This window comes from Paraburkholderia haematera (assembly GCF_905220975.1).
GTDB lineage: Bacteria > Pseudomonadota > Gammaproteobacteria > Burkholderiales > Burkholderiaceae > Paraburkholderia > Paraburkholderia haematera.
Window position 1 is genome coordinate 66,478 of sequence record NZ_CAJNBK010000024.1, and the last position, 13,724, is coordinate 80,201.

Below are 13,724 nucleotides of genomic sequence, written 5' to 3' on the forward strand. Positions count from 1 at the left end.
GGCGCGACACGCTAGCGACACGTTAGCGCGCGGCAGCCGTGGCCGCCGTGCCGCGGCTGGGCGTTCCGAGCGCGCGCAAGGTTTCCTTCACCGTCGCCACACGCACGGCCAGATCCGGGCTGCGCGTTTCGATACGCAGTTTGTCCTGGCCCGCGAGCTTGATGTGCTTGTGTTTCTGCACCATCTCGATGATCCGCATCGCGTCGATCGGCGGATTGGGGATGAACTGCAAGCCGATCACGGCTTCGCCCGCATCGATTTTCGAAATGCCCAACGGCTTGGCCGCCAACCTCAAACGATGCGTCTCGACAAGTGCATGCGCTTGCGGCGGCAACTTGCCGAAGCGATCGATCAATTCTTCCTGAATGCCGTCGATGGAATCGTTGTGTTCGCAATTGGCGAGGCGCTTGTAGAGCGACAGACGTTCCTGCACGTCGCCGCAATAGTCCGCCGGCAGAATCGCGGGCGCGTGCAGATTGATCTCGGTGGTCGCGGCGAGCGGTGCGGTGAGGTCCGGCTCCCTGCCTTCCTTGAGCGCCTTCACGGCGTCGTTCAGCATGTCGGTATAGAGCTGGAAGCCGATCTCCTGAATCTCGCCCGATTGCTTGTCGCCGAGCACTTCGCCTGTGCCGCGAATTTCGAGGTCGTGCATCGCGAGATAGAAGCCCGAACCGAGTTCCTCCATCTGCTGGATTGCTTCCAGACGGCGCTGCGCCTGCTTGGTCAAACCTTGCGGGTCATGTACCAGCAGATACGAATACGCCTGGTGATGCGACCGGCCCACGCGGCCACGCAACTGATGCAATTGCGCGAGGCCGAACTTGTCGGAGCGGTGAATCAGGATCGTGTTAGCGCTCGGTACGTCGATACCGGTTTCGATAATCGTCGTGCACAGCAGAACGTTCGCGCGCTGGGCAACGAAGTCGCGCATCACGCGTTCGAGTTCGCGCTCATGCATCTGTCCATGCGCGACGGCGATGCGCGCTTCGGGTACGAGCGCCTCAAGCATCTGCCGGCGATTCTCGATCGTTTCGACTTCGTTATGCAGGAAGTACACCTGGCCGCCACGTTTCAACTCGCGCAACATCGCTTCGCGAATCACGCTGTCTTCTTCGCGTCGCACGAAGGTCTTGATGGCGAGGCGCTTTTGCGGCGCGGTGGCGATCACCGAGAAATCGCGCAGGCCTTCGAGCGCCATGCCGAGCGTACGTGGGATTGGCGTGGCAGTGAGCGTGAGTACATCGACTTCGGCCCGCAACGCTTTCAACGCCTCTTTCTGACGCACGCCGAAGCGGTGCTCCTCGTCGATGATCACAAGCCCCAGCCGCTTGAACTGCACGTCCGATGACAGCAGCTTGTGCGTGCCGATCACGATATCGACCGTGCCTTCGTTGATCTGCTGGATCGCCGCATTGACTTCCTTGGTCGACTTGAAGCGCGACAATTCGGCGATGCGCACCGGCCAATCCGAGAAACGGTCGGTAAAGGTTTGCGTGTGCTGTTCGGCGAGCAGCGTGGTAGGCGAGAGCAGTGCGACCTGCTTGCCGCCCATCACCGCGATGAACGCTGCACGGAGTGCGACTTCGGTCTTGCCGAAGCCGACGTCGCCGCACACGAGGCGGTCCATCGGTTTGCCGCTCGTCATGTCGCCGATCACGGCGGCAATCGCCGCGGCCTGGTCCGGAGTTTCTTCGAAGCCGAAGCTCTCGGCGAACTTCACATAGTCTTTCGGTTCAAGCGCGAATGCGTGGCCTTCGCGCAGGGCGCGACGGGCGTACAGGTTCAGCAGTTCTGCCGCGGTGTCGCGGATCTGCTGCGCGGCTTTGCGCTTGGCCTTTTCCCACTGGCCTGATCCGAGCGAATGCAACGGTGCGCTTTCCGGATCCGCGCCGCTGTAGCGCGAGATCACGTGCAACTGCGCGACCGGCACGTAGAGCTTGCTGTCGCTCGCGTATTCGAGGTGCAGGAACTCGGTCTCGCCTTCGCCAAGATCCATCGTGACGAGACCCATATAGCGACCGATGCCGTGCTGCGAATGCACGACCGGATCGCCAATCTTCAGTTCGGACAGATCGCGCACCATCGAATCGACGTTGCTCGCCTGTTCCTGGCGGCGGCGCCCTGCGCGGCGCGCGAGCGGGCCGTAAAGCTCCGTTTCGGTGATGATCGCGATGCCGTCGGCGGGCACTGCAAAACCGTTGGCTAAAGGCGCGACGCCCAGCGAAAAACGTTCGTTGCTCGTGAGCCAGTCCTGGAAGCTGTCGCTCGATACGGGCTTCAGGTGATTGTCGGCAAGCAGTTGCAACAACGTTTCGCGCCGGCCTGCCGATTCCGTGGCGAACAGCACGCGGTTGGGCGTGGTGTCGAGGTAGGCGCGCAGGGGCGCGACCGGATCTTCCGCGTGACGGTCGATCGCCAGATTCGGTAACGGCGTTGACCAGCCGCCGCCGGCGTTGGCAGGCAAAGCGAGTCGCGCGAACGGCTTGGCGAACGCGAAGAAATCCTCGTCCGACAGGAACAGACGCTGCGGCTCCAGAATGGGCCGGTCGCGATCGTGCGACAGGAAGTTGTAGCGCTGTCTGGTGTCGTTGGTGAAGCGCCGGATCGCCGCGTCCAGATCGCCGACGAACGCCAGTTGCGCGCCTTCGGGCAGGTAGTGGAACAGCGTCGCCGTTTCTTCGAAGAAGAGCGGCAGATAGTATTCGATGCCCGCCGAGGGCACACCGTTGCCGATATCCTTGTAAATCGACGCACGGCTCGGATCGCCCTCGAAGGTCTCGCGCCAGCGGCTGCGGAATGCCGTACGGGCGGCCTCGTCGAAGGGGAATTCGCGGCCGGGCAGCATGCGCACGTCTTTCACCGGATAGAGGCTGCGCTGCGTGTCCGGATCGAATGCCCGGATCGAGTCGACCTGGTCGTCGAACAGGTCGATCCGGTACGGCAGCGGCGAGCCCATCGGAAAGAGGTCGAGCAGCGAGCCGCGCACGCAGTATTCGCCGGGGCGCACCACCTGGCTCACGTGCTCGTAGCCGGCCAGCGTCAATTGCGCTTTGAGCCTGGCTTCGTCGAGGCGCTCGCCTTGCGAGAAGGCGAACGTGTAGCCCGCCATGAACGAGGCGGGCGGCATCCGGTACAAAGCGGTTGTGGCCGGGACCAGCAGGATGTCGCAGCGGCCTTCGCCAAGATCGTGCAGCGTGGCGAGGCGCTCGGAGACCAGATCCTGGTGGGGCGAAAAGGTGTCGTAAGGCAGCGTTTCCCAGTCGGGCAGCAAACGCACGCGTGCCTCGGGCGCGAAAAAGGCGATTTCCTGCGACAGACGTTGCGCGTCGACCGCGCTTTCGCAGACGACCGCCAATAGCGGCACCTTCTCGCGGTAGGCGAGATGGTAGCGGGCGATCAGCAGCGCATCGGACGAGCCGTGCGTGCCGTCGAAGGCAAAACGCTGGCCGGCCTTGACGAGCGCGACGGGCGGGGAGTACTGCGATGATGCGGCGATGTCTGACATAGAAGAGAAAAGGCGGCCTTGGGCTCACACGTGATCGGCAAGTTTACGCGTGTCGGGGCGAAGATGCGAAGGACCTATTATAAAATCCGTCCTTTACTTTGACCTCGCGGCATCCGCACTCGTGACTTCCCGTCTATTTGCCCTGATTCCGTGCGCTGGCACCGGCAGCCGTTCCGGCGCCGCGATGCCCAAACAATATCGCACTGTCGCCGGTCGCGACATGTTGCATTACTCGCTGGCGGCTTTCGACGCCTGCAGCGAGTTTGCGCAAACCCTTGTGGTGATTGCCCCCGACGACCAGCATTTCGACGCCCGCCGCTTCAGCGGCTTGCGTTTTGCCGTGCGCCGCTCCGGCGGGGCCTCGCGCCAGGCGTCGGTGCTGAACGGGCTGCACGCGCTGGCCGAGTTCGGCGCGCATGACGACGACTGGGTGCTGGTGCACGACGCCGCGCGGCCTGGTATTACGCCAGGCTTGATCCGTGCGCTGATCACGGCGCTCAAGGACGACGCGGTGGGCGGCATCATGGCCTTGCCCGTGGCGGATACCTTGAAGCGGATAGACGCCGGTTCGTCCGACGGGCGGATTGCCCGCACCGAGGCGCGCGACGGCCTGTGGCAAGCGCAGACGCCGCAGATGTTCCGCATCGGCATGTTGCGCGAGGCGATTTTGCGCGCGCAGGCGGACGGTCACGATTTGACCGACGAAGCGAGCGCGATTGAGTGGCTGGGGCACGCGCCCAGGTTGGTGCAGGGGAGTTTGCGTAACTTCAAGGTCACTTATCCGGAAGACTTCGATCTGGCCGAGGCGATTCTGTCCCGGCCGATTTCGGCTTCCTGAGCGGATAATCGATTTTTAATGAATGGGCTTGAGGACTTGACGCATATGGATTTCAGAATTGGGCAGGGTTATGACGTGCATGCGCTGGTGCCTGGACGTCCGTTGATTATCGGCGGCGTGACGATTCCTTATGAGCGCGGGCTGCTCGGGCATTCGGATGCGGATGTGCTGCTGCATGCGATTACCGATGCTATTTTTGGTGCTGCCGCGATGGGGGATATTGGGCGGCATTTTTCCGATACCGATGCGCAGTTCGCTGGCGCGGATAGTCGGGTTTTGTTGCGGGAGTGTTTTGCTCGTGTGACCGCGGCGGGGTTTTCTATTGCTAATGTGGATAGTAGTGTGGTTGCTCAGGCGCCCAAGCTGGCGCCGCATATTGAGGGGATGCGGGCTAATATTGCTGCGGATCTTAACCTGCCGGTTGAGCGGGTTAATGTTAAGGCTAAGACTAATGAGAAGTTGGGGTACCTCGGGCGCGGTGAGGGGATTGAGGCGCAGGCTGTGGTTTTGTTGATTAAGGGTTGATGTTTGGGGTTTTTCTTGGTCTGGATTTTTTTGGCCTTTCCTTGATTTGTTATTGGTCTATTAGCGTTCCCCCTGTGCGGGGGGCACCTACTTTTCTTTGCCTGCCGCAAAGAAAAGTAGGCAAAAGAAAGCGGCTCAAACCGCTAACTCTTAAGCGGGTCCCCCGCACAGCCACGGTAGTGGTGCATCTGGAATCTGTTTCCTCGCATATTCGGCGTGAGTGACAAGGGCGTCATTCTTCCCGCCTCGCACTGCGTGCTCGCCGGAAGGGTTCATCGAAGAACACGGGGCTTCGTTTGGAGCGTGGCGGGGCCATTGGCTTCGCCTCGACGACATGCTTACTGATTCAGCGTTTCGGACCCGCCCCGACGCCAGACATACCTAACGGCATACGAAGCGCGACGCGCGCTGAAAACGGCAAGCTGCCTTTTGCATGCCACGGACATCAATTACGGCAGGCAGTTTGGTTAGGTGCCACGAGTATCAAGTACGGCACACAATTTGGTTAAGTGCCGCGAGCATCAGATACGACAGGCAGTTTTATGCAGTATCGAGGGCATTGAATAAGCGAGCGGTGTTATGAAATATTGCCAAATGCAAAAACGGCGAGCGGTTCAATGAACTACCGCGTCGGCGCGCGCAGCGCCGCCGGAAGTATGACAGCCTTGTCACTCACGCCGAATGTGCGAGAACACAGATTCCAGATGCACCACTACCGCAACTGCGCGGGGGACCCACTTAAGAATTAGCGGTTTGAGCCGCTTTCTTTGCTTATCTTTCTTTGCGGCGGCAAAGAAAGTAAGTGCCGCCCCGCACAGGGGCGACGCTAATAGACCACTAAGAATTCAAGGAAAGGCCAAAAAACCAAGATCTAAATAAACCAAAACAAACATCAATATCCAAATGAACTGTCGATTAAAAAGCCGGCGGCGCCTTCAAGCCTGGCAGGCTTCCAACAGCATGCCCTACAGCGTTGCGCCGCCAACGGCTCGATTACAAGGACACTCTTCATCCGTTTGCAAACCATCGAGAATCCGCAGTACTTCCTCCGGGTTCCGGCCAACATTCAGGTTATTCACCGAAACGTGCTGAATCGTATTGTCCGGATCGACAATAAACGTCGCGCGCAGCGCCACACCGGCCTCCTTGTCTCGCACGCCGAGCTGATCGATCAACTCCCCCTTCACGTCACCAAACGAATAGTGGTTTAGCCTGCTCAGGTCCTTGTGCTCGCGGCGCCAGGCCAGCTTGACGAATTCGTTGTCCACACTGCCGCCGAGCAACACCGCGTCGCGCTCGTCGAAATCCTTGACCAGCTTGTCGAACTCGACGATTTCGGTCGGGCACACGAACGTGAAGTCCTTCGGATAGAAATAGATAATCTTCCACTTGCCCGGAAACGACTGCTCCGTAATCTCTTCGAACGCCGACACGCCGTTTTCTTCATGGTTGTTGAAGCCCGGCTTGGCCGCAGTCACAGTGAACGCTTCGACTTTATCGCCAACGGTTTTCATGCGAGTGCTCCTTCCTGGGATCGAAAAACAGCATGTTTGACGCTATCAGCTCGTCGTAACGAACACGTTACACGTGTTTGACCATAGCCCTATGACACTGTCGGATCAATAGTTTTTTCATAATGTCATGGGTAAGCGACCATTCAACGCGGCCGACGCTCGCCAGGTGACGCAATGCCCCGCCTGGTCAGGCGCCCTTTGCCAGCGGAAACTCGATCGTCACCTCAAGCCCAGGACCTGGCGTGCGATTACGCAGACGCAACGCGCCGCGATAACGGCCTACCAGCCGCTGCACAATGGCCATGCCAAGGCCCGTGCCGTTCGCCTGGGTGCGCGCCGAGTTCACGCGATAGAACGGCCGCGTGACAAGGGCCAGTTGGTCTTCAGGAATGCCGGGCCCTTCGTCGACCACGGACAACTCGACCCGCGAGTGCGACACCCGCGTTTCCAGAATCACATGCGGTATGCCGTCGCCGTCGCTCAGACCATACTTGCGGGCGTTCTCCAGCAGATTGCCGACCACGCGCCGCATATCGGTTTCATCCGCCTCGATCACCGCCGATGGCGCGAGGCGCGTGATGAGACGCATGCTGTCTTCGCTCTGCATGCGCGCGGCCAGTTCACCGGCGATCACCGACAGATCGACGGGCTCCGGCACCCGCTGCACCGGACGAGCGTAATCGAGGAACCGGCCGATGATCATGTCCATCTGCTCGATGTCGTCGACCATCGCATCTTTGGTGGCCTGATCGGACGGGCTCATTTCGGTTTCGAGCCGCAGCCGCGCGAGCGGGGTGCGCAGATCGTGGGAGATACCGGCGAGCATGAGCGCACGGTCGGCTTCGAGCTGTTCGAGGTCCTGCACCATCTGGTTGAAACTGCGATTGGTCTCGGCGGCCACGCCCATGCCGCGCTCGGGCAGCGCCTCCGGCGACTGGCCGGAACCGACCTTGCGCGCGGCCATCGCAAGCCGGGCGAACGGGCGGTTCACGAGACTGGTGATGAACGCCGCGCCGAACAGTGACAGCGCCAGCGCGAACACGCCCCAGCCGGCCCATTGCAAGCCCGTCGCGTTGTCCAGTTGATCGCGGTCGAGCGCCACCCAGTAATCGTCGTCGTCGATCTTGAAGCTGATCCAGACGCCGGGGATGTCGTTGACGCTCTGCGCAATGACCGTGTCGTCGCCGAGGCGGCCGCGAATGTCGTGCTCGATCAGCCGGTTCAGCGACTCGTCAGGCTGGAGTTTGTATTTGTCGGTGGTTTCGCGCGGGTACACGCGCACCCCTTCATTGCTCTCCAGATCCTGCAGCAGCGCGCGCCGCAGGTCGGGATCGGAATAGAGGAGTGCGGTGCGCGTGAGCTTGACGATGGCAACCAGTTGCAACGCCACGCGCTGTGCGCGCGGCTCGCGTTCGATCACCCGAAAGCTCTGGAACCACGCGGCGAGACTGACTGCGATCAACAGCGCGATCAACAGAAAGGTCCGCCAGAAAAGGCCACCGAACGCGAGCGTCAGGAGGCGCCGGTCGATCCGCATGGGCCCTTCTTATCTGAAATCAAAAACGGGAGGCGAGAACAAACTCAGGCTGCACCGTCAGGAATGAACACGTAGCCAAGACCCCAGACGGTTTGAATGAAGCGCGGGCTGCCCGGATCAGGTTCGATCAGTTTGCGCAGACGCGAAATCTGCACGTCAAGACTGCGGTCGAAGACTTCATATTCACGGCCGCGCGCCAGTTCCATCAGCTTTTCACGCGACAACGGCTGGCGCGGGTGACGCGCAAACACCTTCAGTACCGAGAACTCACCCGTGGTCAGCGGAATTTCCTGGCCGGCCTTGGTGAGCGTGCGGGTGGCAAGATTCAGCGCGAACTCGCCGAACTCGAACACTTCGGTGGTTTCGGACGGCGCGCCCGGCAATTCGGACGGCGACTGGCGGCGCAGCACCGCGTGAATCCGCGCAACCAGCTCGCGCGGGTTGAACGGCTTGGGCAGATAGTCGTCAGCGCCCATTTCGAGGCCGACGATACGATCGACGTCTTCACCCTTGGCCGTCAGCATGATGATCGGCGTGCGGTCGTTGCTGCCGCGCAAGCGGCGGCAGATCGACAGGCCGTCCTCGCCGGGCAGCATCAGATCGAGCACGAGCAAGTCGAAGCGCTCACGCACCCAGAGCTTGTTCATGGACGGCGCGTTCTCGGCAACATAGACATTGAAGCCCTGTTCACCGAGGTAGCGGCGCAGCAGATCGCGCAGGCGCGGATCGTCGTCGACGACGAGGATTTTCGAAGGGTTTTTGGTTTCCATGGTCGGCATCTTAGCGCGATTAGAAAGTGGTGCGCGGTTGCATCATTTGTCACGTTACAGTCAGTTACAAAATTTACCCGCACTGTGGCACGACGTAAAGCGGGGGCAGGTAGACTCCTTTACTGAATGCGGCTGTTCGGTGGATACTTCACTCGACTAAAACTCTCGCACCCGGCTCGCTACCGGGGTTTGTATACGCATTTGAGGTAGCCGGTTGCCGCACCACGAAGGGAACAACATGAAGGGAGGGGTTTGGCCGAATGTGCGCCTAAGCGTAATTGCACTGGCGATAGCCGGGACGCTTGTAGGCACACTAGGACCAATGCTCGCCCACGCCCAGCCTTCGGCCGACAGAGCTGCGAGCGAGCGCGTGCCCAGGTCGCCTGTTTCCAAAGCAAGTCGCCGCAACCCCAACATTAACAATGACCACCCTGCGTCAGACGTCATGTTGCGCACTGCAGTTCCCCCCGATCTTGATCAACGCCGTCGTGACGGCCATATGACGCCCGACGAGCGGCGTCTGTTACGCCAGCACATCGAAGACGCCGTCCGCGAACTCTACAAACGGTAGCCATTTCCGTGCCCGCCCTCGGCACGCCGCGCGCGCTTTCTCCGCGCTTGAAAGATTTCGTTGCACTTCCCCCGTCAACTTTCCCATTCCAATTGCCGTTGAGCTGCCAGAGCACAGCGCGTTTTGCATGCGCCAATGCCTTTTCGTGACGCCCCGCAACCGGATGGTCGATGATGAAAATGCTGACAGGCGGTAAGGGTAAGCGCTGGCTGGCAGTCACGGCCACCGCGCTCACGGCCGTGACGTGGTGCGCACCGGCTCCGGCCGTGCAGCAAGACACCGCTCATGCGCCCCACAACAAGCATCGCGCGCCGGCTGCCGCATCTGCCGCTTCCGCGGCCGACCAGGACATCCTCGACGCCGACGACGCGCGCTTCTTCCTGACACGAGTCGGCTTTGCGCCAGATAGTGGCGAGCTCACCCAATACGTTGGACTCACGCGCGAGCAGGCCGTCGACAAGGTGCTGGCGAGCGCCCGAACCGAAGCCGTCACACCGTTGCCGGACTGGGTGCTCGAGCCGGTCCCGACACGCGAAATCCGCAAGACATGGACAGACGATCAACGCCGCGACGAACAGCGGCTACGTGGCCAGCGTTACGAAATATTACGTGCGTGGTGGGTGCGCGAGATGTTGAGCACGCCGTCGCCGCTGACCGAACGCATGACGCTCTTCTGGCACAACCACTTCACCTCGGGGCAGGACAAAGTCCAGTATCCGCAGCAAATGGCGCAGCAGAACATGCTGTTGCGCCGTGACGCGCTCGGCAACTTCGGCGAGCTGTTGCACGACGTCGCGAAAGATCCGGCGATGCTGCAATACCTGGATGGCGCAAGCAACCGCAAGGGTAAGCCTAACGAAAACTTTGCGCGTGAAGTGATGGAGCTGTTCACGCTCGGCGAAGGGCACTACACGCAGCGCGACGTATCGGAAGCCGCGCGTGCGTACACAGGGTGGAGCCTCGATCCCGACACACAGACGTACGTGTGGCGCGCCAACCAGCACGACGACGGCGACAAGACCGTGCTCGGTCAAACGGGTCCGTTCGACGGCGATCAGGTGCTCGACATCCTCCTTGCGCGCCCGGAAACCGCGACCTTCGTCACGACCAAACTGTGGCGCGAGTTTGTCTCCGACACGCCGGACCCCGCCCGCATCGCGCCGATCGCCGCGCAGTTCCGCGCGAGTCACTACGATATCAAGGTGGCGCTGCGCGGCCTCTTTATGAGCGACGCGTTCTGGGACGAAGGCGATCGCGGCGTCCTTGTGAAATCGCCCGTGGAATTCGTGGTCGGGACACTGCGTGCGTTCGACATTGGCTATGACAACACGGCACCGTTCGCCGCACAGATCCGCACGCTCGGCGAGAACCTGTTCTACCCGCCCAACGTCAAAGGTTGGCCGGGCGGCACGATATGGATCAATAGTTCGACGCTGCTTGCGCGCAAGCAATTCGTCGAGCAACTGTTTCGCGCGACTGAAACCGCCGGTCCGCGGCGTATGAGCAATCCGATGAGCCCAAAGACGCCGGCAAGCGGCGCACCGGGCAACATGCAGGCGAATCCGCCGATGCAGCGCGCGGCGGCGCGAGCCGGCCAGGCGGGTCAGGGTGGCGTACGCTTTGACATCGATACATGGCTTGCGCATTACAACACTGCGCCGACGGCGAAGGCGGGGTTGTCGGCGGAGCTTCAGTTGCAGCACGCGGTCTTGCCGCTCACGCCGGTCGACGCGATCGCAACCGATTCGACCGCCAGCGCTTATCTGGAGTCGTTGCTGATGGACCCGGCTTACCAGTTGAAGTGAGACACTGGCTTTTCTGTTGAGGTGAGCGACTGTGACGGGCGACGGGATTGGGCAGCTCAACCGTTTAACTCAGATCGGCAGCGCAAATGAACGGTCCGTCGGCGGCGGCAAGACACGCGTCACGACAATCGAACGAGGTGCAGGATGAAACGACGCAGCTTTCTCTCGATGGGTGCCGCCGCCGGTGCAACGCTGTGGTTGCCACGCGCGTTCGGCGCGCAGGCGGCAGCTCTGGGCGGCTCAATGAACCGGGGCTACGGCAATCTGCTGATTCTCGTCGAGTTGAAGGGCGGTAACGACGGGTTGAACACTGTCATTCCGTTCGCGGATCCCACGTACTATCAGCTGCGGAAAAACATCGGCATCAAGCGCGAGCAGGCGATCCAACTCGACGAGCGCACCGCGCTGCATCCGTCGCTGCAGCCGCTGATGCCGCTCTGGCAGAGCCAGCAACTGGCGATCGTGCAGGGTGTGAGCTACGCGCAACCGAACCTGTCGCATTTCCGCTCGATCGAGATCTGGGATACCGCGTCGCGTTCGGATCAATATTTGCGCGAGGGCTGGCTCACCCGTGCATTCGCGCAGGTTCCGGTGCCCGCCGGCTTTGCTGCTGACGGCGTCGTGATCGGCAGCGCCGAAATGGGACCGCTCGCCAACGGCGCGCGCGCGATCGCCCTGGTCAATCCAGCGCAATTCGTCAAGGCTTCGCGTCTCGCCACGCCAGTGTCGTTGCACGAGCGTAATCCTGAGCTGGCGCACATTCTCGACGTCGAGAACGACATCGTGAAAGCCGCCGATCGCCTGCGCCCCACGCAAGGTCAGGCGCAATTGAAGACGGTGTTTCCTGGTGGCGCCTTCGGCAGTTCGATCAAGACCGCGATGCAGGTACTTGCCGCCGGGGACGCCCTGAAGGAAGCCCCCTCGGGGGGCACGCCGCAATGGCAGCCGAAGGCCGGGCAGGGCGTCGCGGTGATCCGCTTGACGCTGAACGGTTTCGATACGCACCAGAACCAGCCCGGGCAGCAGGCGGCGCTGCTCAAGCAACTGGCCGAAGGGTTTGCGTCGATGAAGTCGGCGCTGGTGGAACTCGGCCGCTGGGACGAGACGCTGGTCATGACCTATGCCGAGTTTGGCCGGCGCCCGCGTGAGAATCAGAGCAACGGCACCGACCACGGCACCGTGGCGCCGCATTTTGTGATGGGCGGGCGAGTGCGGGGCGGTTTGTATGGCGTGCCGCCGGTGCTCGCGCGGCTTGACGGCAACGGCAACTTGCCGGTCGGCATCGACTTCCAGCAACTCTACGCGACGGTGCTCGGCCCCTGGTGGGGGCTCGACGCCTCCGCGATCCTGCAGCAGCGGTTCGAGCCGCTGCCGTTGCTACGCGTCTGATACTGGACGGCACTTCCTGGACAGCATGAGATAGCGGCCGTGATTGTCGCCTGCTTACCTGGCGCGCCACGCGATCCAGAGTTTGCGGATTGGCGTCAACGCGATGCGCTGATGCAGCACGTGATAGCCGTCACGTTCGATTTCATCGAGCAGCGCGAGCGCGAGCGCCGCCTGGGCTGCCAGCGTGCGCTGCGAGCGGCGCTCATTCGCGGGTATCGCGGCACGTGCCGCGTGCAACGCATCGCGGGCCCGCTTGGTCTCGAAGCGCATCAGCTCGGTAAATGCATCGGAATATTTCCGATTGATCAGATCCGCCGCAGTGACGTTAAAGCGCTGCATTTCGTCGACCGGAATATAAATGCGGCCGTGACGCGCATCATTGCCGGTTTCGACGACGAACTGCGCAAGCTGTAGCGCCTCGCCGATCGGCGCCGACCAGCCCGACGTCTGTGCGGGGTCTTTTACTTTCACCGCGGCGCGCGCGACCAGCGAAGCGAAGGTGCCGCCGACGCTCTGCACGTAGCGCCGCAGATTTGGGTAGTCGAGGTAGCGCGCCTGGTCGAGGTCCATTTCGAAACCGGCGAGCAACGCCTGCAATGCCGGATACTCGGCCTGCACGTCGGGCAGATAAGCCGCCAGCGCCTTTGAAACCGGATGCGACGGCGAGCCCGAAGCCAGCGCGGCGATCTCGTTTTGCCACCACGCGAGTTTGGTTCTACCGATGGCCGGATCGCTGATTTCTTTTACGGTTTCCTCTAACTCGCGGCGCAGCGCGAACAGCGCGGTCAGCAGCGGTTGGCTTGCCGCGGGCGCCTGCCGAAGCGCATAGTAAGTGCTCGAACCGGGCGGCGTCGCTTTCTGCTGGCAATATTCGTCGAAATTCACGGAATTGGAATGTGGGGAAGGGCGGGCATTCAGGGCACAGCGTGCGTGCGGTTAGCCAAAAATTGTAGCATCGACGCTCCTCGGGCAGATGCACGAGCAAATGCAGACAAGCGCGAATCTATCGGTTAGAATCTCGCGCTTACGCTTTCGGGCGCGGTTTTTACGCGGTCGTGAGCATGCAGGACATCGGGCGGAGCATCCAGCGCTTTGCCCGGCTGCGAGGGTGGCGAAATTGGTAGACGCACCAGGTTTAGGTCCTGACGCCCGCAAGGGTGTAGGGGTTCGAGTCCCCTCCCTCGCACCATCCGTATGTAGCAGAGAACCCCGTTAAGTCTTTCGGCTGACGGGGTTTTTTGTTTTCCGCGTGACGGGCATCGAGCCTCGT

The 13,724-nt window shown here is 61.5% G+C and carries 10 protein-coding genes and 1 tRNA gene; 6 read left to right on the plus strand and 5 right to left on the minus strand.

Annotated features, from left to right (window positions below):
* Positions 1-22 precede the first annotated feature (22 nt).
* Positions 23-3,505: a transcription-repair coupling factor gene (gene mfd, locus KHO23_RS28530; protein WP_211615416.1), complete on the minus strand. Its 3,483-nt coding sequence runs from the start codon at positions 3,503-3,505 to the stop codon at positions 23-25.
* Positions 3,506-3,626: 121 nt separating this feature from the next.
* Here mfd and ispD point away from each other — a divergent pair, with 121 nt between their 5' ends.
* Both ispD and ispF read left to right on the plus strand, forming a co-directional pair.
* On the plus strand, positions 3,627-4,343 hold the full coding sequence (gene ispD, locus KHO23_RS28535) for a 2-C-methyl-D-erythritol 4-phosphate cytidylyltransferase (protein ID WP_211615418.1): 717 nt from the start codon (positions 3,627-3,629) through the stop codon (positions 4,341-4,343).
* A gap of 45 nt (positions 4,344-4,388) precedes the next feature.
* A complete protein-coding gene (gene ispF / locus KHO23_RS28540; RefSeq protein ID WP_211615420.1) occupies positions 4,389-4,868 on the plus strand; it encodes a 2-C-methyl-D-erythritol 2,4-cyclodiphosphate synthase in 480 nt (159 codons plus the stop codon).
* A 965-nt stretch (positions 4,869-5,833) separates the two neighbouring features.
* On the opposite strand, the gene KHO23_RS28545 is transcribed toward ispF, so the two are convergent.
* From KHO23_RS28545 to ompR, 3 genes are all read right to left on the minus strand, one after another.
* The gene (locus KHO23_RS28545; RefSeq protein WP_211615422.1) at positions 5,834-6,382 is read right to left on the minus strand and encodes a peroxiredoxin; all 549 of its coding nucleotides are present in this window, start codon (positions 6,380-6,382) and stop codon (positions 5,834-5,836) included.
* A gap of 187 nt (positions 6,383-6,569) precedes the next feature.
* Complete coding sequence (locus KHO23_RS28550; protein WP_211615424.1) at positions 6,570-7,919, minus strand: ATP-binding protein; 1,350 nt, start codon at positions 7,917-7,919, stop codon at positions 6,570-6,572.
* Between the two features lie 44 nt (positions 7,920-7,963).
* Complete coding sequence (gene ompR, locus KHO23_RS28555; RefSeq protein WP_006048917.1) at positions 7,964-8,698, minus strand: osmolarity response regulator transcription factor OmpR; 735 nt, start codon at positions 8,696-8,698, stop codon at positions 7,964-7,966.
* A 229-nt stretch (positions 8,699-8,927) separates the two neighbouring features.
* On the opposite strand from ompR, the gene KHO23_RS35235 reads away from it, so the two are divergent.
* The 3 genes from KHO23_RS35235 to KHO23_RS28565 all read left to right on the plus strand — a co-directional run bounded on the left by KHO23_RS35235 (position 8,928) and on the right by KHO23_RS28565 (position 12,454).
* Positions 8,928-9,260 (plus strand): hypothetical protein, encoded by a 333-nt coding sequence (locus KHO23_RS35235; RefSeq protein ID WP_236067023.1) that lies wholly within the window; start codon positions 8,928-8,930, stop codon positions 9,258-9,260.
* Positions 9,261-9,430: 170 nt separating this feature from the next.
* Complete coding sequence (locus KHO23_RS28560; protein WP_211615426.1) at positions 9,431-11,065, plus strand: DUF1800 domain-containing protein; 1,635 nt, start codon at positions 9,431-9,433, stop codon at positions 11,063-11,065.
* Between the two features lie 144 nt (positions 11,066-11,209).
* Positions 11,210-12,454 carry a DUF1501 domain-containing protein gene (locus tag KHO23_RS28565; protein ID WP_211615428.1) on the plus strand — a complete coding sequence of 415 codons (1,245 nt, stop codon included), beginning with the start codon at positions 11,210-11,212 and terminating at the stop codon, positions 12,452-12,454.
* Positions 12,455-12,508: 54 nt separating this feature from the next.
* Here KHO23_RS28565 and KHO23_RS28570 read toward each other — a convergent pair whose 3' ends face one another.
* Positions 12,509-13,339: a squalene/phytoene synthase family protein gene (locus tag KHO23_RS28570; RefSeq protein ID WP_211615429.1), complete on the minus strand. Its 831-nt coding sequence runs from the start codon at positions 13,337-13,339 to the stop codon at positions 12,509-12,511.
* A gap of 217 nt (positions 13,340-13,556) precedes the next feature.
* On the opposite strand from KHO23_RS28570, the gene KHO23_RS28575 reads away from it, so the two are divergent.
* Positions 13,557-13,643 (plus strand) — tRNA-Leu (locus tag KHO23_RS28575).
* Positions 13,644-13,724: the final 81 nt, after the last annotated feature.